A 25,414-nucleotide genomic window follows, 5' to 3' on the forward strand; every position below is an offset into this window, starting at 1 on the left:
GAGAGCTCCGGATTGACCTGCTTCAGCCGGATCGCCGCCGCAAGACCGGCCGGACCGGCGCCGACGATCACAACGTCGAATTCCATGCTCTCGCGTTCGGGCAACTCGGTCGTCTCGGTCATCTATTTCGTCTCCGGCTCGATCTGGCACCAGACCGCGAGAAGCGGCCGGGCCGTGCATCTTATCGCGAAGGATTGCCCGGCATCGTTCGCGAAGACTGTGCCGGTAGCGGCAGAAAACCATTGGGAATCGCCAAGGGAGATTTCAGCGGGCGAAAGCAGGAGGAAGGCACGGGGCTGCGTCTGAACATGATCGGGGAAACGGGTGTAGCGATCCATGTAGATCACGCCGACCCTGAGATCGGCGCGTTCCTCCATGCCGCCCGGGCCGACGACAACCGCATGGGAATGCGTATCGCCAAAATTCAGGCTTGCAAACGGACCGGAACGGCCGCGTCTCCAGAGCAGCTTGTCGGCGAGACTATGGAACTGGCTGGCGATCGCCTCATATTTCCGTCCCGATTTCGCAAGATGGGCGATGGCGTCATCAAGCCCTTCCGGCGTGCCGGGAAGGGACCCGCCCTCCGGGCGCACCTTGCCGGTCTTGAGCAGCCTCTGGAGAACCTTGCCCGCGACGAAGCTGGCGACGGCGGGAGCCTCCGCCGACAACATCAGCCCGCCGACATCGTTGAGGAATTCCTGCAACGGCCGAGAACGCCTTTCCCTTCCGATGTCGTGGAGCCGTATATATGCCGGCTTCTCGTCATCGTTCAGGAGAAGGTCGGCACCAGGTTTGATTGGACGTCCCACCGTGCGCGCCACGTTCGGTCTCCCCGCTAAAGCGCCTTTTGCAATTCCGGCAGGACGTCGAAGAGATCGGCGACCAGTCCGTAGTCGGCGACCTGGAAGATCGGCGCCTCCTCGTCCTTGTTGATGGCGACGATCACCTTACTATCCTTCATCCCGGCCAGATGCTGGATGGCGCCTGAAATGCCGCAGGCGATATAGAGCTGCGGCGCCACCACCTTGCCGGTCTGGCCGACCTGCCAGTCGTTCGGCGCATAACCGGCATCGACGGCCGCGCGGCTTGCCCCGACGGCAGCCCCGAGCTTGTCGGCAAGCGGCAGGATGACCTCCCGGAATTTTTCCGCCGAACCGAGCGCCCGGCCGCCGGAGATGATGATCTTCGCCGAGGTCAGTTCCGGACGATCGGAGGCCGACAGCGCATCGGCGACGAAGCGCGACAGAGCGGGATCGGAAACCGCTGCAACCGTCTCGATCGGCGCGGAGCCGCCTTCGGCTGCAGAGGCGAAGGAGGCGGTGCGTACGGTGATGACCTTCTTGGCATCGGTTGCCTGCACCGTCTGGATGGCATTGCCGGCATAGATCGGCCGCTTGAAGGTATCGGCAGAGATCACCTCGATGATCTCGGAGAGCTGGGCGACATCGAGCAGGGCAGCGACGCGCGGCAGCACATTCTTGCCGACCGACGTCGCAGCCGAGAGGATCGTGTCATAGCTGCCGGCCAGCGAGACGATCAGCTCGGCCAGCGGTTCGGCCAGATTGTTGGCCAGCGCATCGCTTTCGGCCAGCAGCACCTTGGAGACGCCGGCAAGCTTGGCCGCCGCATCGGCAGCAGCCTTTGCGCCCTTGCCAGCGACCAGCACATGCACGTCGCCGCCGATCTTGGACGCTGCCGTCAGCGCCTTGGCGGTCTGGTCGGAAAGGCTTGCATTGTCGTGGTCGGCCAGAAGAAGAATGGTCATGATGAGGGCTCCCTGGTTCTGGCTTAAAGCACGCCGGCTTCGTTCTTGAGCTTGTCGACCAGCTCGGCGACCGACTTGACCTTGACGCCGGCCTTGCGGCCGGATGGCTCCTCGGTCTTCAACACCTTGAGGCGCGGTGTGGTGGCAACACCGAAATCGGCAGGAGACTTCTTGTCGAGCGGCTTCTTCTTCGCCTTCATGATATTAGGCAGCGAGGCATAACGCGGTTCGTTCAGGCGCAGGTCCGAGGTGACCACCGCCGGCAGCTTGATCTCGATCGTCTGCAGGCCGCCATCGACTTCGCGGGTGACGGTCGCCTTGCCATCGTCAATCTCGATCTTCGAGGCGAAGGTCGCCTGGGCAAACCCAAGCAGTGCCGCCAGCATCTGGCCGGTCTGGTTCGAATCGTCGTCGATCGCCTGCTTGCCGACGATAACAAGGCCGGGCTGTTCGGCATCGGCGACAGCCTTGAGGATCTTGGCAACCGCCAGCGGCTCGACCGCATCGTCGGTCTCGACCAGGATCGCCCGGTCGGCGCCCATGGCGAGTGCCGTCCTCAGCGTCTCCTCGGCCTTGGCAGGACCGATCGACACCACGACCACCTCTTCGGCCTTGCCGGCTTCCTTCAGCCGCAGCGCCTCTTCCACCGAGATCTCGTCGAACGGGTTCATCGACATTTTCACATTGGCAAGCTCGACACCCGTGCCATCCGGACGAACCCGGATCTTCACGTTGTAGTCGACAACCCGTTTGACGGGCACGAGTATCTTCATGGGTGACCCCCTTTATTTCTAGACTACCGGCCGTCAGTGCGGCCGTTCGGCAAGCAATGCCCAGAAGGCGAAGAGCGGCGTGTCGAGCGACCTCATGGCATGTTTGATGCCAGGGAGATTGTAGAAGGATCCGCCGATACCAGGCGAAAACCAGTCCCCTTCCCCCTGCTGGAATTCTCCCTCGGAAAGCACGAGGTAGACTTCCTCCGGTGCATGGTCGTGATCGGGGTAGCGCATGTGAGGCGCCATCAACGTCACGCCGATCCACAGGTCGCTCCGCTCCTCCAATCCTCCCGGGCCGATGATCATCGCATTGGCATGGCCATCGACAAAATTGTCGCTGGCCGTGTGGTCATACTTGGTGCGCCGACGCCATTCAAGCATTGGCTCGATGCCTTTGAACCCCTCGATCAAACGCGCCAGCGAAGGATAGGACGGATCGATCGAGAGCGCCACATCAAGGAGCGCACACACGGGCAATCGACTTCCTTCCCCTGCGCGTGCATCTCCCGGGCATTCCAGCGCCGTAGAAATCTGACGAATCGAGCGACGGGCTTCCGGCGCCCTGGCAAATTGGTCGAAAGCCACGAAAGCCGCATCCACGAAAATCTGGAGGCTTTCATTGCGCAAACTCATGTCATCACCTCCCGAAACGACCCGCCGACAGGCGGCTGATCTTGCGATCAGATATCTTTTGCGATGCGCAGTCCGTCATAGACGGCGGCATGCGTGTTGCGTGCGGCCACGGCATCGCCGATCCGGAACAGCTGGAACCTGCCGTCGGGATTGCGGACGATGGACTGGGGTTCTCCAGACAGAAGCTGGTCGTGCGACATCTCACCGAGATTGCTCGAATTGGGTTTCAGTTCGAAATAGAGCTCATCGAGCGGGATGGTCCCATGATTGACGACGATCTGGTCGAAGCTGTGCTGCCTGGCAATCCCGCCGTAATCGCTGCCGATATGAGCGACCAGCTGGTTGCCGCTCTTCTCGACGGCTTCCAGACGGTAGGTGACGGTGAAGGTCACGTCGTGCTTCTGAAGAGAACGCATATAGGGCACCAGGTTCATGGCCATGACCTCAGGCGCGAAGGACCGGTCCGGCGTCATGATCTCGACCTTGGCGCCTGCCTTGGCGATGAACTCCGCCGCCTGCAGGCCGGCATGGTCGCCGGCATCGTCGAAGATCAGCACGTTGGTTCCAGGCTTCACGTCGCCGGAAATGATGTCCCACGAAGAGACCACCAGCTCGTTGCCGCTCGTGAGAACCTCGGTATGCGGCAGGCCGCCGGTCGCAATGATGACGACATCGGGATTTTCGGCCTCGATGGTGTCGGCTTCCGCCCAGGTGTTGAAGTGGAAGGTGACGTCGTATTTCTCGCACTGGCTCATGCGCCAGTCGATGATGCTGATCATCTCCCTGCGGCGCTCACTCTGGGCGGTGAGCCGGATCTGACCGCCGGGATTGTTCGCCGCCTCGAAAACGACGACCTGATGGCCGCGTTCCCCGGCGACGCGCGCCGCTTCCAGACCGGCCGGGCCGGCGCCGACGATGACGACTTTTTTCCTGGCGTCGGCCTTCGCCACGATATGCGGCATCGTCAGTTCGCGGCCGGTGGCGGCATTGTGGATGCAGAAGGCGGCGCCGCCCTGGTAGATGCGATCGAGACAGTAATTGGCGCCGACGCAGGGGCGGATATCCTCTTCCCGTTTTTCGATGATCTTGCGGACGATGTGCGGATCGGTCATGTGGGCGCGGGTCATGCCGATCATGTCGACTTTCCCGGCCGCGATCGCGTGACGCGCGGTCGCGACGTCCGGTATCTTGGCAGCGTGGAACGTCGGAAAATTGGTCGCGGCCCGGATTTCACCGGCAAAATCCAGGTGCGGAGAGTTTGCCATGCCCTGGATCGGAATGACATCCGTCAAACCCGCATCGGTATCGATGTGGCCCCGAATGACGTTCAGATAGTCGATGAGGCCGCTATCGCGGAGCCGCTTGGAAATCTCCATGCCTTCGGCCTTGCCGGTACCGCCGGGAAGACATTCGTCGGCGGTATAACGAACGCCGAGGATGAAGTCGTCACCCACCCTTTGCCGGATCGCCTTGAACACATCGAGACAGAAGCGCATGCGGTTTTCGAGAGAGCCGCCATAGGCACCATCGAGTTCGTTGGTCAGCGGCGACGCGAACTGGTCGATCAGATGGCCGTAGGCCTCCAGCTCGACACCGTCCATGCCGCCCGCCTTCATGCGCTCCGCAGCATCGGCGAAATCCTTGATGATGCGCTCGATGTCCCAATCTTCCATCTTCTTCGGGAAGGCGCGGTGGGATGCCTCGCGATGATGCGACGGCGCCACGACCGGCAGCCAGTCGCCCTTGTCCCAGCGCGTGCGCCGGCCGAGATGGGTGAGCTGGATCATGATCGCCGCCCCCTCTTCATGCACAGCGTCGGTCATTTCCCTGATCCACGGGACGATCTCGTCCTTATAGGCGAGCAGGTTGTTGAAAACCGGCGGACTGTCCCTGGACACCGCGGCCGAGCCTGCGGTCATCGTCAGCGCCACGCCGCCCTTTGCCCGCTCCACCGTATAGGCGCGATACCTCTCCTTCGGCATGCCGTCTTCCGGATAGGCAGGCTCGTGGGAGGTCACGATGAGACGGTTGCGCAGCTTCAAATGCTTGAGCTGATAGGGCTGAAGAAGGGGGTCATTCGACATGGGCCGTGGTTCCGGATTAAAAACGTCAGAGGAGACGCTAAGCATAATGTACATAAGTGTCAACGAGGAAAACAAACGGGTCGTTATTTTCGACACTGATGTACATTTTTCTTGTGCGTGGTTTGATAATTTGATAGGAAACACCCCATGGATCAGGCTTTGAACGACACTGGCTGGCGCGGATCACAGGAGGGATGGCTGGAAGCAGCGTATCACTCCCTGCTGGATTCCGGGGTGGATTCGGTGAAGATTCTGCCGCTGGCGAAGAAGCTCAATCTCTCTCGCACGAGCTTCTACTGGTTCTTCAAGGATCGGGAGGAGCTGTTGGCCGCGCTTGTGGCGCGCTGGCGCGATAAAAACACCGGCAACATCGTCAAGCAGTCGGAAGCTTACGCGGAATCGCTTGCCGAGGCGATGCTCAACGTCTTCGATTGCTGGCTCAACAATGATCTGTTCGACGCCAGGTTTGAATTCGCCGTGCGCAGCTGGGCGCTGCAGTCCGACGAGATTCTCGCCGAAGTCCGGCAAGCCGATCAGCTTCGCCTGGAAGCGCTCAAGCGCATGTTCATCCGGTTCGGACTACCAGAAACGACATCAGATGTCAGAGCGCGAACAACTTACCTCGTTCAGATCGGCTATATCTCCATGCAGTCCAGGGAGGAACTCGCCGTCCGCATGAAACGGATTCCAGAGTATATTGCGATCTACACCGGCGAAGTGCCGCAGCAGAGGGAGCTCGATCGCTTCTTCTCCCGGCATGGCCATAGGCCCGGTTAGGGAAGGCCGAGATGAGCGTTTCCTTGAGGATCGGTATCATTGGCGGCGGCGGATGGCTTGGCGGAGCAATCGCCGGCTCGATCCTCGATGCCGGCCTGGTCGGTCCTCGAAATCTCTCCCTCTCCTATCGCAGCGAGCCGCCGCGCCGTTTCCCGAATTCTTTCCTGACCACCGACAATCAGGAGCTTGCCGACCGCTCGGATGTGATCCTTCTCTCCGTTCGTCCGGCCGACTGGCAGGCCCTGGAGTTCGATGCCGGCGGCAGGCTCGTCATCTCTGTCATGGCGGGCATCCGCTTGGGCGCACTTTCGGAACGCCACAACACCGCTCGCGTCGTCCGCGCTCTGCCGAATGCCGCTGCCGAAGTAACCAGATCCTATACGCCCTGGACTGGCACAAGCGACGTCACGGAAGACGATCGAGCAGTCGTCCGCGCCATTTTCCAGGCATGCGGATCTGAGGACGAGGTCGGAAGGGAAAGCGACATCGACTATCTCACCGGCCTTTCCGGATCCGGACCGGCATTCCCGGCGCTGCTCGCAGCCGCCATGATGAGCGACGCCGTCGCCCATGGCCTGCCGGCGGAGATTGCGCAGCGGGCCGTCAACACGGTGATGACAGGCGCCGGCCGCCTGCTGGAGCGCCGTGACGAATGTCCTGACGACGTCGTTCAAACCTTTCTCGCCTATCGCGGCACCACCGCAGCAGCCATCGAAGGCATGCGCGCTGCCGGGTTCAACGCTTCCGTCGCCAAGGGACTGTCGGCGGCATTCAAGAAATCGGTGAGTATGGGAGACGCTTCCTGACAACCGTTGGAGCGGGTTCCTGCGGCGCCCCGCTCGTCAAAATCGGCCGCTAAGCAGAGGGAACGAAATGAAAAAACTACTTGCATCGACATGCCTGACATTCGGCCTGATCGGCGGGGCGTCTTTCGCCAGCGCCGCCGAATGCGGCAGTGTGACCATCGCCAGCATGAACTGGCAGAGTGCAGAGGTTCTCTCTAACCTCGACAAGTTCATCCTGAACGAAGGTTATGGCTGCGAGGCCGACATCACCGTCGGCGACACCGTCCCGACGATCACCTCCATGGCCGAAAAGGGCCAGCCCGATATCGCGCCGGAAGCCTGGATCGACCTGCTTCCCGATGTCGTCAAGAAGGGAACGGATGAAGGCCGGATCGTCCAGGTCGGCTCTCCGCTGCCCGATGGCGGCGTACAGGGCTGGTGGATTCCCAAATATGTTGCCGATGCCCATCCCGATATCAAGACCATCGGCGACGTGCTGAAGCATCCGGAACTCTTCCCCGATCCGGAAGATCCGAAGAAGGGCGCCATCTACAACGGGCCGCAGGGCTGGGGCGGCACCGTCGTGACCACGCAGCTCTACAAGGCCTTCGAAGCCGAGAAGGCCGGCTTCACCCTCGTCGATACCGGCTCAGCCGCCGGCCTCGATGGTTCTATCGCCAAGGCTTACGAACGCAAGGAAGGCTGGGCCGGCTATTACTGGGCGCCGACCGCGCTGCTCGGCAAGTATCAGATGGTCAAGCTCGAAGCCGGTGTGCCGCAGGATGCAGCCGAATGGAAGCGCTGCATCACCGTCGCCGATTGCCCCGATCCGAAGCCGAACGCATGGCCGGTCGATCACGTCGTGACCTTGGTTGCCAAGCCCTTCTCGGAAAAGGTCGGGCCTGAGGTCATGGACTATCTGACGAAGCGCTCCTGGAGCAATGACACGGTCAACAAGCTGATGGCGTGGATGACCGACAACCAGGCAACCGGCGAAGATGGCGCAAAGCACTTCCTGAAGGAAAACAAGGACCTCTGGACAAAGTGGGTCTCGCCTGAGGCAGCCGCGAAGATCGAAGCTGCGCTTTAACGCCGACTATTGCGGTGCGCTCAAAGCGCACCGCCTCTCGCTGCCGATAAAATCAAAAAGACTGCCGCGGCTCTTTGAAGAAAAAGGGGAACCGAATGGAATGGTTTTATAAATTCCCGCATATGGATGATGATGCCCTTCGCAATCTGAAGAAGGCGATCGATGACGGCTTTCGCGCCTTTACTCGCAGCTATGGCGACGCGATCGAAAGCCTCTTCTCCCCGCTGCAGCATTTTCTCATCGCCGCCGACCGCTTCATGACGCAGACGCCGTGGCCGATCATCACATCCATCATCCTTGTGATCGCATGGTTTGCGAGCCGCAGCCTGAAGATCGTCTTCGGCTGTCTCGTGACACTGCTGCTGATCGGCTATTTCGACATGTGGGACGATACGATGCGGACGGTCTCGATGATCTTCGTCTGTACCGTGCTCTCGATCGCCATCGGCATCCCGATGGGGATCCTGATGGCGCGTTCCGACCGGCTGCAGCGCGTCATCAACCCGATCCTCGACGTCATGCAGACCATGCCGAGCTTCGTCTACCTGATCCCTGTCGTCATGCTGCTCGGCATCGGCAAGGTGCCGGGACTGATCGCCGTCGTCATCTACGCCATCCCGCCGATGATCAGGCTGACCGACCTCGGTATCCGCCTGGTCGACAAGGACGTGCTGGAGGCGGCCGACGCCTTCGGGACATCGAGCTCGCAGAAACTGTTCAAGGTCCAGTTGCCGCTGGCGCTTCCCACCATCATGGCCGGCATCAACCAGACCATCATGATGGCGCTCGCCATGGTCGTCGTCGCCTCGATGATCGGTGTCCAGGGTCTTGGCCAGCCGGTTCTGAAGGCGATCGCCAACCAGTACTTCACTCTGGGCATTTTCAACGGCCTTGCCATCGTCGGCATCGCCATCATCTTCGACCGGGTCAGCCAGGCATATGGCAAGAGGCTCCAGAAGCATCGGGAGATCGTCCATGGCTGATCAACGTTTCGGCGGCATCAAGATCCGCCATCTCTACAAGATCTTCGGTCCCAATCCTGCCGCTTACGTCGATGCCGTCCAAAAAGGATTGTCGAAGACCGAGCTCAACCAAAAGCATGGCCACGTGCTGGGCTTGAGCAATATCAATATCGAGATACCTTCGGGCCGCATCCAGGTCATCATGGGCCTTTCGGGTTCGGGCAAATCGACCCTCATCCGCCACATCAATCGTCTGATCGATCCAACCGCCGGCGAAGTGCTTGTCGACGGCGTCGATGTCGTGAAAATGAACGAGACCGAATTGCGGGCGTTTCGCCGGCACCAGACGGCCATGGTGTTTCAGAAGTTCGCGCTTCTGCCGCACCGGAATGTTCTCGACAATACCATCTTCGGCCTCGAAGTGCAGGGCATGGAGCGTTCGAAAGCCGTCGACGTCGCCATGCGCTGGCTGGAGCGGGTCGGTCTCAAGGGCTTCGAGCAGAAATATCCCAACCAGCTCTCCGGCGGCATGCAACAGCGTGTCGGCCTGGCGCGCGCCCTTTCCAACGATGCGCCGGTCCTTTTGATGGACGAAGCCTATTCGGCGCTCGATCCCTTGATCCGCACGGATATGCAGACGGTCCTTCTCGACATTCAGAGGGAGATCAAGAAAACCATCGTCTTCATCACCCACGATCTCGATGAAGCCCTTCGCCTGGGCGACCAGATTGCGATCCTGCGCGACGGCGAAGTCATCCAGCAGGGCACCAGCCAGGACATCGTCCTGCGTCCGGCGGACGATTACATCGCCAACTTCGTCAAGGAGGTTAATCGCGGCCGCGTCATCCATGTCGAAGCCGTCATGACCCCCCTGCATTCCGGCGCAGTACCCGGCGGATTGACGATTGCGTCAGGCACGACAGTCGAAGAGGCCGTCCGGATCCTGGCATCGGCGCCGGACGACGATGCCAGGGTGATTTCACCATCAGGCGAAGCATTGGGTCTCGTCACCTTCCGCCAGCTCGCAGGCGCGATGGTGAACTCGCAGGAGGTGGCTCCCCGACGCGATAGCGCCCTCTCGGTCGCACTCTGAAGCTCAAATGCGGCCGTCTCTCCGTTTCGTTGGCGATACCGATATCGGGCACGCCATCGCAGGAAATGGAAAGTCGGCCGCCTGACGCTTGGGGATCACCATGTCGAAACTCTTCCCGCGTCTGTTTTCGCCCGTCAGTCTGCGCGGACACATTTTGCGCAACAGGATCGTCTTCGGCGCGCATACGGCAAACATGGCGAACAACGGCGTGCCCGGCGACCGGCATGTTGCCTATTATGCCGAGCGTGCGATCGGCGGCGCCGGAATGATCGTGGTCGAACCGATGCCGGTCCATCCCGCCGCCGTGTTGACGCGCGGGAATTTTCTTCCCGGCGACGATAGTGTCGTCCCTCATTTCAGGAAGGTCACGACGGCGATCAGGGAAAACGGCGCGGTCGCGATCCAGCAGCTCTACCATGTTGGCGCGCATGGAGATTCCGATAATTCATACCACCCGCATTGGTCGCCGTCCGGTCTGCCCAGTTATCACGACAGCGACGGCTCGCATGCCATGAGCGAGGCGGAAATCTCAGAAACCATCGACGGATTCGTGCAGGCGGCGCGCCGCTGTCATGAGGCCGGTTTCGATGGCGTGGAGGTCTGGGCGGCCTATCTCGGCCTCATCGAGCAGTTCTGGACGCCCTGGTCGAACCGGCGAGAGGATCAATGGGGCGGTTCGCTCGAAAATAGGACACGTTTCTCGCGCGAGATCACGAGCCGCATCCGGGCGGTCTGCGGTCAGGATTTCATCATCGGGCTTGCGATCAGCGATGAGCCCGATCATAGCGTCGCGCTGACGCGGGACGAGCTTGCCGAGATCGTCGCCCTCCATGACGATCTCGGCCTCGTCGATTACGTCACCTGCGGCTCGGGCGGCTATCTCGACTTCCACAAGCTGATGCCGACATTCCTTTACCCGGAGAAGCTCGGCGCCGATCTCGCTGCGACGATCAGGCGGTCCGTCAAGCATGCGCTCGTCATCGCCGAAAGCCACATCAGAACGCCGGAGAATGCCGAAACCGTTCTGGGAGAAAGAGCGGCGGACCTCGTCTCGATCGTCCGCGGCCAGATCGCTGATCCCCATCTCGCCCGAAAAGCCGGCGAAGACCGCCCCGACGATGTTCGCGGCTGCATTTCGTGCAACCAGATGTGCTGGGGCCGGCGCTCGCGTGATTATTGGATAAGCTGCCTCATCAACCCGTCGGCCGGACGGGAATACCAATGGGGCGGCGACCGCTTCAGCCCGGCCGGCCAGCCGAGAACGGTGCTGGTCGTCGGCGGCGGGCCTGCCGGTCTGGAAGCCGCCCGCGCAGCCGCGGAGAGAGGCCACCGGGTCATCCTCGCGGAAGCCTCCAGCCGGCTCGGCGGCAATTTCCTGCTGGCCGGACTGCAGCCTCGCCGCGCGCAGATCCTCGACCTCATCGGCTGGTACGAGCGGCAGCTGACGAAACTCGGTGTCGAGATCCGGCTCAACTCTTATGTCGAGGCATCGGATGTCGAAGCGATCGGCGCGGATGCCGTCATCCTGGCGACAGGTTCCTATTCTCCCGACACCGGCTTCCAGAAGGCTCTGCCTTCGGTCGAGACGCTGCCCGGCATCGAAAGGGGAAACGTCTTCACGATCGAGGCTGTCATGGCGCGGCAGGCAAGGCCGGGCAAAAGGGTCCTGCTGCTCGACGAGGGTGGCGGCTGGCGCGGCTGCGGAACCGCCTGGAAGCTCGCCGAAGATGGGCACCTGGTGACCATGCTCTCGCCCGACCCCTTCATCGGCAAGGAACTTCAGCGCACCACCGCCGACGTACCGCTGCGTCGGACCTTGAAGAGGCTGGGTGTCCAATGGCGTCTGGAGGTCAGCGTGCTGGCGTGGCACGGCAACGGCGTCACCCTGCTGGATCACAATACCGGCGAGCATTTCTTCGAGGAAGGCGACAGCCTGGTGCTCGCCACAACCAATGCAGCCGCCAACTGGCTCGGCGAAGAACTGCGCTCGAGCGGTCGCCATATCGTGGAGATCGGAGACTGCGCCGCCCCGCGCCAGGCGCCCTATGCCTTCTATGAGGGCAGGCGAGCCGCATTGGAGCTGTGATGACCGGGCAGAGGATCAGAATGCCGATCGACGAGCTCCGCCAACTGGCGCTCGAAGCCTGCCTCGCCTGCGGTGCCAGCCAGGCCATGGCGAAGGCGCTCGTCGATGCAACGCTGTCGGCTGCCCGTTTCGGGCGCCCCGAGCTGGGTTTTCCGCATTTCGTCGATTATCTCGCCAGCCTGCGCGAGGGGCGGATCAACGGAGACGCCAAGCCCGGCTTCAACCATGTGCTGCCGGCCCTGATCCAGGCCGATGCGGATGGCGGCATAGCGCAGCTCGGCTTTGACCTCATTTACGACGACTTCACGAAACGCGTGAAAACCTTCGGCATTTCAGTCTTCACGCAGAAAAACAGCTATACCGCCGGGGAACTGGGATATTACATCAGGCGCCTGGCTCAGGACGGATTGATCTCCATCGCCGCTGCCAACGGCCCACCATTGATGGCCGCCGCCGAGGGCGGTGAGCGCGTTTACTGCACAAATCCGCTGGCCTTCGGCGCGCCCATGCCGGCCCCTTTGCCGCCTCTCGTCATCGACCAGGCGACGAGCGCTACGGCCTTCGTCACCCTTGCCGAGGCGGCCAAGGCGCAGTCGCCGATCGCTCACGGCATCGCCATCGATGAGACCGGCGCAATCACCACTGATCCGGTCAAGGCGATGCTCGGCGCGCTCCTGCCCTTCGGCGGCTACAAGGGCGCCAATATCGCCCTTGTCGTCGAGATGCTTTCCGCGGGTCTTTCCGGGGCCGCATGGTCGCTCGATGCAGGCCACTTTCTCTCGGGCGAGCATCCGGTCAATGCCGGAATGACCGTGATCGCGCTCTTTCCCGCAGCAGTAGATCCGGATTTTCAGGCGCGAGCCACGGCCCAATTGGAGCGGCTGCGCGCCAAGGGAGTTCGCATCCCCGGCGACAGAGCGATGTCCGCATGTACCGCGGAAACCGATAGCCTCGAAGTCGACGCAGCGGTGCTCGAAACGATCCGCCGCTTGTGCCTTCAGTGAAAGCAAATCATTACCAAGCCGAAGAAGCGCGCGCACTGCGGACCAGTGCGCAACCATGGCGACAATGTCCTCGTTCGGCTAATTGAGAAACTAAAGATCTCTATCCACTTTGCGCAGCGCATTGCGCAGAACAGACGGCTTCAGGGGAGCGGCTTCATATACATTTTGCGCAAGATCAGTCCAGACTGCGTCACGAAAAGCCGCTCGGCCGACAATATCGGGACCGGACAATTGCTCCATAGCTGAGGAACAGTAAGATCAATCCCGACCAATGCCATTATGGTTTGCGGTCCTAAAACCAAACCCGTTCATCCATCACCCCCAAAAGGATGGAAGGGATCATACATACGCACTGCATCCCGTGCGTATGCCTGCATGCCTGTCAGCCTGCCGAAGGCCCTCTTTAAGCGGTCCACTATAGAACCTTCGGCAGGCGACTGCGCGACTTGCGAAATCGGGGGCCCACTCGATAAGCTTCAGATATCGCTCCTCTCGGCAAGACCCGCTGCATTTGAGCCCGCCGAGCGCGGCCGCGTTTTTCTCGGACGTGCCAAGGCCGCTCTATCACTTTGAATCAAAATCCTAAAACGCGTCGCATGAATTCGCATTGGCGCGATGCGCTGTATAGTGGCCTGGCGGATACAGGCGATAAATTTACCCTTCTGCGTAATCGTTTCATCATCAGCCCGATGGCTTGCCAACTGTTCCGAGTTCTGCCAGTTCCTGCCGTCAGGCTGCGAAAAACGGATGCGATGGGAACTCTTGGCAATGCATTTAACGGGTTGGTTTTATTGACGCTTGTCACGCCCGCGTTTCGTCTGCATCGGCTTACGCAAACCACCGATCCCGATGCCGACACCACGTGCAGATTCCCCTGCTCCGCTGAGACCTGCTGCGCTGCATGCTCCGATCGGCTAATATATAGCCACGCCTCAGCAATCAATCACGTCCACAGGCCCTGACGAAGCGGAGGAGGATGGTCGATGGTATCAGGCGAAGCGATTGGAGGTACGCGCATCAATATGTCAGCGCTATCATGGATTGCGCCGGCATCGGCGAGCGACGGAGAAGGACAAGTCAACACAGCCCCATTGAAACGATAGGAGCGGCATGACGGAAAATAGCACTGCCCCATTCTCATTTCGATTTAGCGGTTCGTCCTTCGACAACATGGTCGAAACGCTGGGCGGCGCCTTTGGCGCATTTGATGCCGAGCCTGTCGGCCGCAGCCAGGACTTCCATTGGGGATTGGATTTCTCGGCATGTGACAGTGCCGTCCTGCTCACCGGTTATCATGAGGCGGAATTTCAGTTCAATATCGAGCCGACCGTCGATACGGCCGAATATCTGTCGATCGTCGTGCCGCGCAGCGGCGGCATGGGGGTCACCTATGGGTCGCGCGTCGCCGAGGCCGGGCAAGGAAAATTGCTTCTTTACAATAATTTCGAGCCCAACAGCGTCATCATGCATGGGCGATCGAACGTCATCGACGAGTTGCTGATCAACTGGCCGCTCATCCTCCAGACGATCGGCCAGACTTTCGAGATGCCGTTCAGCGGCTCTCTCGACCTGCTGCCCGAACTGGATCTGTCCAAGCCGGAAGGCCGGTTGATCAGCAATCTCACGGAAACGATCATCGCGGGCATGCGCGACGATGGTCCCTTGCTGCAGTCGCCGATCGCCATGGCGCATATGACGCAGGCGCTGGCCGATCTGGTCGTGCGCCTGGTGCCGCACCGGCTGTCGCATTTCCTGGAGAATGGCCCGGCCCTGATCGCTCCCCGGCATGTCCGCCGGGCGATTGAATTCATGCACGCCAATATCGATCAGCCGATCACCATGCCGAAGGTCGCCGAAGCGGCCGGCGTATCCAGCCGGGCGCTCGAAACCGGTTTTCGTGCCTTCAGGGGAACCTCTCCCGCCGCCTACCTCTTGACCCTTCGTCTGCGTGCGGCGCGCCAGGATCTGCTCGATCCCGAGAGCAAGGACACCATGAAGGCCATCTGTCTCAAATGGGGCTTCTTTCATTTCGGCCGGTTTTCCGCGGTCTATAAAAACACCTACGGAGAATACCCTTCCGACACCAGGAAGCGCGTGATCCGGCGATGATGGCCTCGGCTTGCGGCGAGTAAGCGGGCAGCCCGCGGCCGACGCAAGGGGCTACGCCTCGTCCCTCGGCGGCAATGTGTAATGCACTCTCATCGTCCTTGGATCGCGCTTGACGATCTGCAGCACGCCCTCGCGTTCCGCCAGGGCGTTGAGTTCCCTCAGCACGAGAGAATGCGCTATCCCCAGCATGCGCGCAAAGGTGCGGCTGTCACGCGCAATCCCCAGCTCCGCGGCGACGAGCAGGCCGGCTTGTATCGACGTCAATTGGGCATCTCTGCCTTGCGCCGCCGCGACGAGGGCAAGAAAGCGATCGACCTCGGCTGCCTCTACGCTCACGCGGCTTTTCGCCGGCGGAAGGACACCATGATCGATTTCGAAGTGGGCGTATCGCTTTCCCTGCCGGCGCTGCCAAGCGGCACGAGCACGTTCAGTTCGGGGTAATAACCCGCTATGCTTCCCCGGGGGATGTCATAGGGCACAAAGCGGAAATTCTCAGCGATGCGCTCGATACCGTCCTCATGCTCGCCGACCACGTCGACCCGGTCGCCGGCCTCGGCATGCATCGCCTGCAGATCCGCCGGGTGAATGAAGATGACCTGCCGCTCCCCGTAAACGCCGCGATATCGGTCATCGAGGCCATAGACCGTCGTATTGTATTGATCGTGCGACCGGAAGGTCTGCAGGGCGAAACGCCCCTCACCCTTTCGCGCCCGCTGATGCACCGTCTCTTCCGGAAGCGGCTCGGCAGAGAATGACGCCTTGCCTGCCGGCGTATCCCACTCCCGATGGGCGGCCGTGTTGCGCAGGTGGAAACCGCGCGGCTTGCGCAGGCGCGCATTGTAATTTTCGAAGCCCGGGATAGTCGCCGCGATATGATCGCGAATGCGGTCGTGGTCGCCGGCGAGCTCTGTCCAGTCGACCACGGCGGCGCCGACCGTCGCTTGCGCAATGCCGGCAATGATGGCGACTTCCGAGAGGAGATGCGGTGAGGCAGGGCGATTGATGCCGGCGGAACCGTGCACCATGCTCATCGAATCCTCGACGCTGACGAGCTGGGAGTTGCCCGCCGCGTTCATATCCATCTCGGTGCGCCCGAGGCACGGCAGGATGAAGGCGGCCTCACCGGGCATGAGATGCGAATGATTGGGTTTGGTGGCGATGTGCACCGTCAGCTTCAGCCGCCGCAGCGCCTTTTCGACAAGGGCGCTGTCGGGGGTGGCGCGGGCGAAATTGCCGCCAAGCCCGATGAAGGCCTCGGCCGAGCCGTCGAGCATCGCGCCGATGGCGGCAAGGACATTGTGGCCATGTTCGCGGGGAACGGCGAAGCGGAAGTGTTTCTCCAGCGCATCGAGGAAATCGTCCGACGGCTTTTCGTTGATGCCGACGGTGCGGTCGCCCTGCACGTTGGAATGCCCGCGAACCGGGCAAAGGCCGGCACCCGGCCGGCCGATATTGCCGCGCAGGAACATGAAATTGGCGATCTCGCGGATCGTCGCGACCGAATGCAGATGCTGGGTCACGCCCATCGCCCAGGTGCAGATGACCTTCTCGGCGTTGATATAGACATCGGCCGCCCGTTCGATCTCCTGCCGGCTCAGTCCCGATTGATCCTCGATCTCAGCCCAACTCGTTGCCTCGACCGCTGCCCGATATTCCGCAAAACCCGCGCAGTGTTCGGCGAGAAATGCATGGTCGAGAACGGAGGGCAGACCGGCGGCGACCGCTGCCTCTTCCGCAGCCAGCACGGCCTTCGCCATCCCGCGCACCGCGGCCATGTCGCCGCCGAGTTGCGGCTGGAGATAAAGGCTGGCGATGTCGGTCGAACCGCCGCGCAGCATCTCGATCTTGTCCTGAGGATCGGAGAAGCGCTCCAGGCCGCGTTCGCGGATCGGATTGAAGACGACGATGCGCGCGCCGCGGATCGCCGCCCGGCGCAAGTCGCCGAGCATGCGGGGATGGTTGGTGCCCGGGTTCTGTCCGATCACGAAGATCGCATCGGCCTCTTCGAAATCCTCCAGAAGCACCGTGCCCTTGCCCACACCGACCGCCTGGCGCATGGCGATGCCGCTTGCCTCGTGGCACATGTTGGAGCAGTCGGGAAAATTGTTCGTGCCATAGACGCGCACGAAGAGCTGGTAGAGGAAGGCCGCCTCGTTGCTCGCCCGGCCGGACGTATAGAATTCCGCCCGGTTGGGATGATCGAGACCCTTAAGAATGGCTCCGATTTCGGCGAAGGCATCCCCCCACGCGACCGGCAGATAACGGTCGCTCGCCGCATCGTAGCGCATCGGATGCGTCAGGCGGCCGTTGAGTTCCAGCTCATAATCCGTCAGCCGGCGAAGCTGCGATACCGTATTGTCAGCGAAGAAAGCGGGCGTTGCCCGCTTCTCCGTCGCCTCCCAGGCGACGGCCTTCACACCGTTTTCGCAGAACTCGAACGACGATCCGTGTTCCGGATCGCCCCAGGCGCAACCCGGGCAATCGAACCCATCCGGCTGGTTCGCCTTCAGCATCGTCCGCGCCCCGGAAATCGGCATGCCGCTTTGAAGCAACTGCTTCCCGCAGCTCTTCAACGCGCCCCAGCCGCCGGCTGCCGCCGATTTCTTGCCAATGAATTTTTTGTCCATGCGCCCTGTATTGTCGAAGCGAGGAAAACATCAAGGCCGCAGGAGCGATGGATCGATAGGAAAAACCTATCAAGGATTCAATCAACCAACGTCCTTCATGGCATGCCGTTCGTCGGGCGAATGTGCCAGGATGCGATTGCGGCCTTGCGTCTTGGCGTCGTAGAGCGCCGCATCGGCCTCCGTCAGGAGACGGTTCGGGTTGACCCTCAAGGTGGCGCCGGTCGCGCAGGATATGCCGATACTGGCGGTCACTCGTCCGAATTCGCTGCCGGAATGAACGATATTCTCCTGGTTTAGGAGACGTGCGAATTGCTCGGCAACGATCATTGCCCCTTTCGCACTGGTCGCCGGAAGCAGAACCACGAATTCCTCTCCGCCGTAACGTGCGACGATGTCTGCCGGCCGGCTGACGGACTGGCGAAGGCACTTGCTGACGACACGCAGGCATTGGTCTCCGGCGGGATGACCGTAGGTGTCGTTATAGGCCTTGAAGCGGTCGATATCGACCATCAGCAGGCTGAACGGCGTGTTCTTCCTGGCGCTGCCGGTGGTCTCGCGTGCGAAAGCTTCGTCGAAGGCCCGACGATTGACGATGCCGGTGAGCCCGTCGGTCTCGGCAAGGGACTTCAGTTGCTCCGCCGACAGCCTGAGCGCGATTTCCGCCTGCTTCGTCGCGGTGACGTCCGAGACGACGGCCATCGCCGTGCCGTCTTCGGCAAGCCTTGTCCGGATGCTGCGCCAGTCGCCGTTATAAAGCTGGACCTCTTCGTCCTTGTTGCTGTGCAGCGCAGCACTGGCGACCTTGATCCATTCTTCGAGGTCATTGTCCGGAATACCGGTGCGCTCGTTTGTTTCGGCGACGCGGCGGAGAATGTCGCTGATATGGGCGCCAACCACGCGCGCATCCCCGGATAGCGGAAAGGCGGTGCGATACTGCTCGTTGCAGAAAACAAGGAAACCCTTGCTGTCGTACATGGCGATACCGTCGGACATGCCGGCCATCGCATGCGACAGCAGGTTCTTGCTTTCGCGCAATTCCCGCTCCAGGACGGTACGCTCCGTAATGTCACGTGTTACGCCCGCAAGGCCGATCACCCGCCCCTGCCTATCGCGCAGCGGCACCTTGGAGGCGAGCAGGGATCTGCCTTCGATATGCTCGGTAGAGTCGATCAGAGGCACCCCGGTGTCCATAAGCTGCTGTTCGAGATAATACAATTCTTCAGCGAGCGGGCGCGACAGGAGATTAAAATCTGACAATCCGGTCATCTCCGCCGTCGTCTTGAAACGATAAAGGCGGATCATATTTTCGTTGACGGTGATGAACCGGCTGTTTCGATCCTTCACGTAGAGATAGTCGGGCGACTGCGAAAATGCGGTCACCAATATGCTTCGCTCCAGCGCCCATTGTTGGGTCTTCAACAGAATGAAACCACACAGCGCAGTCGCCAGGCAGTTCAATACGGTCATGGGCAGACCGATCATGGCCAGCACACGGGCGTGCACCAGGGTGGGAAGCGTCGCCATCAACACGACAAGAGAGGCGCCGAGCGCGAGGCCCAGCAGGCCAACGTCCATGAGCCGGGGAGATCTCTTGCGGATCCAGAAATTGCCAATCAGGCCGATGCCGGTCGCGACAGCAATCGCGACGAGACCGTCGATCATTGCCGTGCCGCCGACCCAGAAGCGAAAGGCCATCGCCAGCGACGCCGCAAAAGCCGCCGCGATCGGCCCGCCGAACATGCCCGCCAAAGCAAGCGGCGAGAAGCGCAAGTCGATATAGAGGCCGGGATTGAATTCGACGGCCAGCAATATCGATCCGATCGAGGCCGCGCCGGCTACGATTCCGAAGGCGATTTTCTCCTGCCTGGCCGAACTGCGCTGAAACTGGATCGAAAAATGCGCCCAGAGCGAAATGGCCAGGCACACGAAAGAAAGGTTGCCACCGAATTGCGTCCAGATGCCACTCACTGCGTTGGATCCACCTTCCAATACATGTACCGAACTGATCATAGGGCAACACTGGTTTGAGCTTAGTTAAATCGGAGACCCATCAGGCTATTTCATTTGCAGATGCGTCTCCGGGCCGAAGCGAGTGCTGGAGACGGTGAAGTATGCGCAGGGCCTTGCTGCCAGATTTGACGACATGAGAAAGACGCTGAACCGGATTGAAAGGTCATGCCCGAAGACGGCAGGAGACATCATGTCCGCAATGCGCTGCAGTTCAACGGATAGCGCCCGATGCGATAAGGCATGCTTAACAACTGCATCCTGGGCCTCGGGACATCTATCCGGATAGCGCAATAGTTGCGCTATCCGGATAAGCATGCGCATTTGGACTATCGTGTTGCGCACCAAAGCGCTCGTGAAGCTACGAGAGAGATCGCGCCGCTGCTGTTCATAACGCACCCGCGGTCACGATCCCGGCTCTTTCACTACTTGCAGATCGCCGCAGCCAAAAAGCCACGCATCGCCTCGCCATAGGGCGGCCGCATCATGTATTCCGCTTCCACCATCTTGCTCTGGTGATAGACGGCGCGCGGATGCGAGAAAGTGAGGAAGCCGAATTTGCCGTGATAGGCTCCCATGCCCGAATGGCCGACGCCGCCGAAAGGCAGGCCTTCCGCCGTGACGTGGCTCATGCAGTCGTTGACCGTCACGCCGCCGGAGGTCGTATTGTCGAGGACACGGCGTTCCTCCTGCCGATCCTGGCTGAAATAGTAGAGAGCGAGGGGGCGCGGCCTGGCATTGATACGATCGATGACGTCGGCGATATCGCGATAGGCAATGACGGGCAGCACCGGTCCGAAGATTTCCTCCTGCAGCACGCGCATGTCTTCCGTCGGGTCGAGGATCAGGGTCGGGGGTATGCGATGGGCCGATTGCTGGGAGAAATTCTCCGCCGCCGGGTTGATCTCGACGATCCCAGCGCCCTTGGCCCTGGCATCGTCGATCAGGCCCTGGACGCGGGCGTGATGGCGGGCATTGACGATCGAGGTGTAATCGGGATTTTCCTTCAACGCCGGATACATCGCGCCAACCGCCGCGACCGCGTGTCCGGCAAAGGCTTCGACGCTTTCCTCGGGCACATAGACATGATCGGGCGCAAGGCAGATCTGGCCGGCATTCAGCGTCTTGACCGTCATGACGCGGCGCGCCGCGTCGGCGAGATCGGCCGAGCGGCCGACGATGACGGGCGACTTGCCGCCGAGTTCTAGCGTCAGCGGCGTCAGGTTTTCCGCCGCCGCGCGCATGACATGATGGGCGATCGCGGTCCCGCCAGTGAAGATCAGGTGGTCGAAGGCCAGTGACGTGAAGGCAGTGCCCGTCGCGGGTCCGCCCTGAACGACTGAGATTTCCGTTTCGTCGAAGGCGCCGGCGATGAGCTTCGCCATCAAGGCTGATGAAGCCGGCGTCACCTCCGAGGGCTTGATCATGGCGCGGTTGCCGGCGGCGAGAATGCCGGCAAGCGGCGCAAGGGCGAGCTGATAGGGGAAATTCCAGGGGCTCAGGATTCCGACAACCCCCTTCGGCTGATAGACCACTTCAGCGACCGCATCCGGAAACAGTGCCTCGTGCTCTTCCGGCTTCAGCCATTCGGCAAGATGGGCCTTGGCATATTTGAGCGAACCGACGCAGGTGAAGACGTCGAGAAGCAGGCTCGCCTCGACGCTGCGGCTGCCGAAATCGTCCGAGAGGGCCGCGGCGATCGCATCCTTATGATCGACCAGAAGGGCGATGACGCGGTCGATGCGATCGATGCGGGTCTCGATGCTTGGCGGCCCTTCCCTCAGGAAAGACGTCTTTTGCCGGTCCAGCAGCGCCTTCATGGCATCGGCACTGGTATCGGTGGCGATCGGGGTGACGGTGTTCATTGTTTCCTCCCTTGAACGATGTCAGACGGCCGGCTGGCGTACGATCGGTTTCAGCACGATGCCCTTTTCCGAATCCTCCACCGCCTGGTTGATGTCGGCGAAATCATAGAAGGTGACGAGCCTGTCGAAGGGGAAGCGCCCCTGCCGATGCAGATCGATCAACAGCGGGATCAGCACATCGGGATTGGAATCGCCCTCGACGATGCCGCGGACGCGGCGTCCGCCGGAGAGGATATGGGTGAGATCCAGCGTCAGCGTCGCGCCGTGCGGCGAGGCCCCGACGATGCCGCAGGTGCCGCGCGGCGCCAGCACCCGCACACACTGGTCGATGACGGCGGGCACGCCGGAGGCATCGATCGCATAATCAACGCCGGCGCCGGTCAGCGCCATGATCGCGGCAACCGCGTCGCTTGTCTTGCCGTTGACGATATCGGTGGCGCCGAGTTCCGCCGCAAGCGCCAGCCGCGTCTCGTTGACGTCGACGGCGATGATCCGCGAAGCGCCGACGACCCGCGCCGCCATCACCGCGGCAAGACCGACGGAGCCCATGCCGAAAACCGCGAGCACTTTTCCCGGTTCGACCTTGAGCGCGTTCATGACCGCGCCGGCGCCGGTCTGGATGCCGCAGGCGAGCGGCCCGAGCAGCGCCAGATCGGCATCTCCAGGCACTTTCACGATATTGCGTTCATGGCACAGCGCATGGCTGGCAAAGGAGGATTGCCCGAAAATATTGCCGTGAACCCGCTCCCCCTCGCATGAGAGCCCGCTCGAACCATCGGCACGCGCACCGAAGAAATTGCGCGGGAAGAATTCGTGGCAATAGGTTTCCTCGTGATCATTGCAGCTCGGGCAATGGCCACAGGAGTTGAAGGTCATGACCACATGATCGCCGGGCTTGACCTTGGCGACACCCGGCCCGACCCGCTCGACGATGCCGGCGCCCTCGTGGCCGAGCACGACCGGCTGCGGCACCGGCAGGTGCTGGTCACGCATGACGATATCGGTGTGGCAGACCCCTGTCGCCACGACGCGAACCAGGATCTCGCCCTCGCGCGGCTCCTCCAGATCGAGCCTTTCCAGCGAAAACGGCATATGCGGCGCACGCGCCACCGCGGCATGGATTTTCATTCTATCCTCCTCCCGAGATCAATCTGCGCCCTCAGCCGCGCTTGTAAGCGCCGAGCCCCGGCTGATAGGTCTTGTCGTCGAGGAACTGTTTCAGCCCCTCGTCGCGCCCCTTGGTCTTGTCGAGAAACAGCATCTGCTCCAGCTTGGCGTAGATGTAATCGTCGGCGAGATCCCATGGCAGGTTGCGCACCCGCTTGTAGGTGTCCTTGGCGGCCTTCAGCGTCACCGGGTTCTTTTCGAGCAGGCTGGCGCAGATCTTGCGGACCCGGGTTTCAAGCTCGGCCAAAGGCACCGCCTCGTTGACGAGACCCATTTCCGCGGCCTTGCGCCCATCGAACAGTTCGCCGGTCATGATGTAGTAGAGCGCGTCGCGATGGCGCATCACTTCGGCGACAGCACGGGTGACGTTGCCGCCCGGCAAAATGCCCCAGTTGATCTCGGAGAGGCCGAATTTCGCCTCCTCGGCGGCGATGGCGAGATCGCAAGACACCAGCGGCGTGAAGGCGCCGCCGAAGCACCAGCCGTTGACCATGGCGATGGTCGGCTTTTCGAAATACATCAGCCGGCTCCACCAGTTGCCGGACTGGCGCCGCGCCTTCAGCGTGGCGTCACGCGGCTTGCCGTCATTGTCGCGGAAATATTCCTTCAGATCCATGCCGGCCGACCAGGATTCGCCGGCGCCGCGCAGGACGAGGACGCCGCAGCGCTCGTCGCCCTCGAGTTCGTCGAGCACCTCGAGCATCCGGACATTCAGGGCCGGATTCATCGCATTGCGCTTTTCCGGACGGTTGAGGGTCACGAAAGCGATGCCACTATCGAATTCGACCAGAACCGGCGATTTCATTTCAGTCATGGTTTACTCCATTGGTTTCGGCGTGAAGGCGCAAGCCGCGTCACAAGGCCTGTCGTTGAAGGGTTTCGTCGGAATGGAACTGGCGCAGAACATGTTTCTGCACCTTGCCGGAGGCGGTGCGGGGAATGCTCTCGACGAAGAGGATGCGGGCCGGACGCTTGAAGGCGGCAAGCCTTGCCGCGCAATGGCCGGCGATCTCATCACCCGTTGCCACGGCACCCGGCCGCAGCACGATATAGGCGACGCCGCATTCGCCCCACCTGAGGTCGGGAATGCCGACGACCGCGGCATCGAGAATATCGGGATGGCTTGCGAGCGCCGCTTCGACCTCGGCGGGGTAAACATTCTCGCCGCCGCTGATATACATATCCTTCAGCCGGTCGACGATGCGATAGAAGCCGTTCGCTTCGCGCCGGCCGAGATCGCCGGTGCGGTACCAGCCGTCGGTGAAAGCGGCCGCGGTTTCCCGCGGCTTGTTCCAGTAACCCGGCGTTACCGCCGGCCCGCGCAGCCAGAGTTCGCCAATCTCGCCTTCGTCAACGTCGCGGCCGTCCTCGCCGACGATGCGAATGTCGAGCAACGGTGCGGGAAGACCGACGCTGCCGGGATTGTCCTGCACGGCGCGCCGGTCGATCGGCACATGCAGCACCGTTCCGGCCTCGCTCATGCCGTAACCGTTGACCAGCGCAACGCCGTCGTCGAGATAGCTTTCGATCAGCGCCCGCGTCAGCGGCGCGCCGCCGACGAAGAGCGCATGCAGGCCGGAAAGCGCCGCGGCGCTATAGGCGGGGTCGTTGCGCAAGGCGAGCGCGATCTGCGGCACGGCGAAATAATGGGTGATGCCGCGCTGCCGGTCGGCAAGGGCTGCAAGCGTGCGCGCCGGCGTGAAGCGGTCGGAAATGACAAGCGTGCCGCCCAGCATCAACGTGGTGCGCGCCACCGCGATCAGCCCGATCGTGTGAAAGAACGGCAGGTCGCACAATGCGACGGAACCTCGCCCGATCTCTCCGACCATGGAAAAATTGATGGCGGCGAAAAAGGCGTTGCGGCGGGTGATGACGACGCCCTTCGGCTGCCCCGTCGTGCCCGATGTGTAGAGAAGCACGCAAGGTTCATCGGCATCGATAGTCACCGGGCCGGCCGGACGGCTCGCCTCGATCCGCGCGGCGAGCCCGGCCGGGCCATCGGCCGTCGATATCAGCGCCATTTCGGGATCGACGCCCGCGACGCTTACCGCCGTTGCCGCGAACTCCTCGTCGTGAACGAGCAGAGCCGGCGTGCAATCGGCAAGGATCGGCCGCAACTCCGCGGCGTTGAGGCGCCAGTTGAGCGGCACGTAGATGGCGCCGGCGCGCTGGCAGGCAAAGGCAAGCACGATCGAATCCACCGAATTGCGCGCCAGCATGGCGACACGCGCCCCATCCCGCCGCGCCCCGAGCATATCGTTGAGCAAGCCGGCGCAGCGGGCGATCCGCGCATCGAGCCCGACATAGGTAAGCTGCCGGCCGGTGGCGATCTCGAACAGAGCCGGACGGTCCGGTGCGACGCGCGCGCGGTAAAGGATCGGATCATCCGTCACCAGTCCGCAATCTGCCGACGAAACCATCCCGGAAAAGGAATGCGCCATGTTCTCCTCCCATGCCCGCCGCTCCTCTGCAGCCGGCATCAAATTTGTATGTAACACATACTAATATTTTTCAGCTGAGATGCAAGAGGCTGTTCAAGGCAAATCCGACCGTTCGAATGGGCGCGGGGAAATCCGCGATGCCG

General features: G+C 61.7%; 21 protein-coding genes. 8 read left to right on the top strand and 13 right to left on the bottom strand.

Annotated features, from left to right (window positions below):
* The 6 genes from FHT69_RS27830 to FHT69_RS27855 form a co-directional block, all read right to left on the bottom strand.
* The coding region (locus FHT69_RS27830; protein WP_183613477.1) for an FAD-dependent oxidoreductase at positions 1-122 on the bottom strand (122 nt) is incomplete at its 3' end.
* Positions 123-821: a dimethylsulfonioproprionate lyase family protein gene (locus FHT69_RS27835; RefSeq protein ID WP_063476712.1), complete on the bottom strand. Its 699-nt coding sequence runs from the start codon at positions 819-821 to the stop codon at positions 123-125. It abuts the gene before it with no gap.
* Positions 822-835: 14 nt separating this feature from the next.
* Positions 836-1,765: an electron transfer flavoprotein subunit alpha/FixB family protein gene (locus FHT69_RS27840; RefSeq protein ID WP_183906241.1), complete on the bottom strand. Its 930-nt coding sequence runs from the start codon at positions 1,763-1,765 to the stop codon at positions 836-838.
* Between the two features lie 23 nt (positions 1,766-1,788).
* Positions 1,789-2,538 carry an electron transfer flavoprotein subunit beta/FixA family protein gene (locus FHT69_RS27845; RefSeq protein WP_183906242.1) on the bottom strand — a complete coding sequence of 250 codons (750 nt, stop codon included), beginning with the start codon at positions 2,536-2,538 and terminating at the stop codon, positions 1,789-1,791.
* 33 nt (positions 2,539-2,571) lie between these two features.
* Positions 2,572-3,174: a dimethylsulfoniopropionate lyase gene (locus FHT69_RS27850; RefSeq protein ID WP_048338176.1), complete on the bottom strand. Its 603-nt coding sequence runs from the start codon at positions 3,172-3,174 to the stop codon at positions 2,572-2,574.
* A gap of 47 nt (positions 3,175-3,221) precedes the next feature.
* Complete coding sequence (locus tag FHT69_RS27855) at positions 3,222-5,258, bottom strand: NADH:flavin oxidoreductase (RefSeq protein WP_063474170.1); 2,037 nt, start codon at positions 5,256-5,258, stop codon at positions 3,222-3,224.
* Positions 5,259-5,405: 147 nt separating this feature from the next.
* Here FHT69_RS27855 and FHT69_RS27860 point away from each other — a divergent pair, with 147 nt between their 5' ends.
* The 8 genes from FHT69_RS27860 to FHT69_RS27895 all read left to right on the top strand — a co-directional run bounded on the left by FHT69_RS27860 (position 5,406) and on the right by FHT69_RS27895 (position 15,164).
* Complete coding sequence (locus tag FHT69_RS27860) at positions 5,406-6,035, top strand: TetR/AcrR family transcriptional regulator (RefSeq protein WP_063474169.1); 630 nt, start codon at positions 5,406-5,408, stop codon at positions 6,033-6,035.
* An 11-nt stretch (positions 6,036-6,046) separates the two neighbouring features.
* Complete coding sequence (locus tag FHT69_RS27865; RefSeq protein ID WP_063474168.1) at positions 6,047-6,841, top strand: pyrroline-5-carboxylate reductase family protein; 795 nt, start codon at positions 6,047-6,049, stop codon at positions 6,839-6,841.
* A gap of 67 nt (positions 6,842-6,908) precedes the next feature.
* A complete protein-coding gene (locus FHT69_RS27870; RefSeq protein ID WP_063474167.1) occupies positions 6,909-7,910 on the top strand; it encodes an ABC transporter substrate-binding protein in 1,002 nt (333 codons plus the stop codon).
* Positions 7,911-8,005: 95 nt separating this feature from the next.
* Positions 8,006-8,893 (top strand): ABC transporter permease, encoded by an 888-nt coding sequence (locus FHT69_RS27875; protein WP_047616819.1) that lies wholly within the window; start codon positions 8,006-8,008, stop codon positions 8,891-8,893.
* Positions 8,886-9,965 (top strand): glycine betaine/L-proline ABC transporter ATP-binding protein, encoded by a 1,080-nt coding sequence (locus tag FHT69_RS27880; protein WP_047616821.1) that lies wholly within the window; start codon positions 8,886-8,888, stop codon positions 9,963-9,965. Before FHT69_RS27875 ends, FHT69_RS27880 begins: the two co-directional genes overlap by 8 nt.
* Positions 9,966-10,065: 100 nt before the next feature.
* Positions 10,066-12,051 carry an FAD-dependent oxidoreductase gene (locus FHT69_RS27885; RefSeq protein WP_097596425.1) on the top strand — a complete coding sequence of 662 codons (1,986 nt, stop codon included), beginning with the start codon at positions 10,066-10,068 and terminating at the stop codon, positions 12,049-12,051.
* Positions 12,051-13,055, top strand: coding sequence for an Ldh family oxidoreductase (locus FHT69_RS27890; protein ID WP_063474166.1), 1,005 nt, complete (start codon positions 12,051-12,053; stop codon positions 13,053-13,055). The genes FHT69_RS27885 and FHT69_RS27890 overlap by 1 nt, the downstream gene beginning before the upstream one ends.
* A gap of 1,110 nt (positions 13,056-14,165) precedes the next feature.
* The gene (locus FHT69_RS27895) at positions 14,166-15,164 is read left to right on the top strand and encodes an AraC family transcriptional regulator (RefSeq protein ID WP_047616827.1); all 999 of its coding nucleotides are present in this window, start codon (positions 14,166-14,168) and stop codon (positions 15,162-15,164) included.
* A 51-nt stretch (positions 15,165-15,215) separates the two neighbouring features.
* Here FHT69_RS27895 and FHT69_RS27900 read toward each other — a convergent pair whose 3' ends face one another.
* From FHT69_RS27900 to FHT69_RS27930, 7 genes are all read right to left on the bottom strand, one after another.
* The gene (locus FHT69_RS27900; protein WP_063474165.1) at positions 15,216-15,500 is read right to left on the bottom strand and encodes a hypothetical protein; all 285 of its coding nucleotides are present in this window, start codon (positions 15,498-15,500) and stop codon (positions 15,216-15,218) included.
* Entirely contained in the window at positions 15,497-17,791 is a 2,295-nt protein-coding gene (locus FHT69_RS27905; RefSeq protein ID WP_063474164.1) for an FdhF/YdeP family oxidoreductase, read from the bottom strand. The genes FHT69_RS27900 and FHT69_RS27905 overlap by 4 nt, the downstream gene beginning before the upstream one ends.
* A gap of 81 nt (positions 17,792-17,872) precedes the next feature.
* Positions 17,873-19,801 carry a diguanylate cyclase gene (locus FHT69_RS27910; RefSeq protein WP_063474163.1) on the bottom strand — a complete coding sequence of 643 codons (1,929 nt, stop codon included), beginning with the start codon at positions 19,799-19,801 and terminating at the stop codon, positions 17,873-17,875.
* Between the two features lie 422 nt (positions 19,802-20,223).
* The gene (locus FHT69_RS27915) at positions 20,224-21,663 is read right to left on the bottom strand and encodes a coniferyl aldehyde dehydrogenase (RefSeq protein WP_063474161.1); all 1,440 of its coding nucleotides are present in this window, start codon (positions 21,661-21,663) and stop codon (positions 20,224-20,226) included.
* Between the two features lie 21 nt (positions 21,664-21,684).
* A complete protein-coding gene (locus FHT69_RS27920; protein ID WP_063474160.1) occupies positions 21,685-22,791 on the bottom strand; it encodes an NAD(P)-dependent alcohol dehydrogenase in 1,107 nt (368 codons plus the stop codon).
* A gap of 31 nt (positions 22,792-22,822) precedes the next feature.
* Positions 22,823-23,644, bottom strand: a complete 822-nt coding sequence (locus tag FHT69_RS27925) for a p-hydroxycinnamoyl CoA hydratase/lyase (protein WP_063474159.1) — start codon at positions 23,642-23,644, stop codon at positions 22,823-22,825.
* A 40-nt stretch (positions 23,645-23,684) separates the two neighbouring features.
* Positions 23,685-25,271, bottom strand: a complete 1,587-nt coding sequence (locus FHT69_RS27930; protein ID WP_063474158.1) for an AMP-binding protein — start codon at positions 25,269-25,271, stop codon at positions 23,685-23,687.
* Between the last annotated feature and the right edge of the window lie 143 nt (positions 25,272-25,414).

It is taken from the genome of Rhizobium sp. BK008 (assembly GCF_014197345.1).
Lineage (GTDB): Bacteria > Pseudomonadota > Alphaproteobacteria > Rhizobiales > Rhizobiaceae > Rhizobium > Rhizobium anhuiense.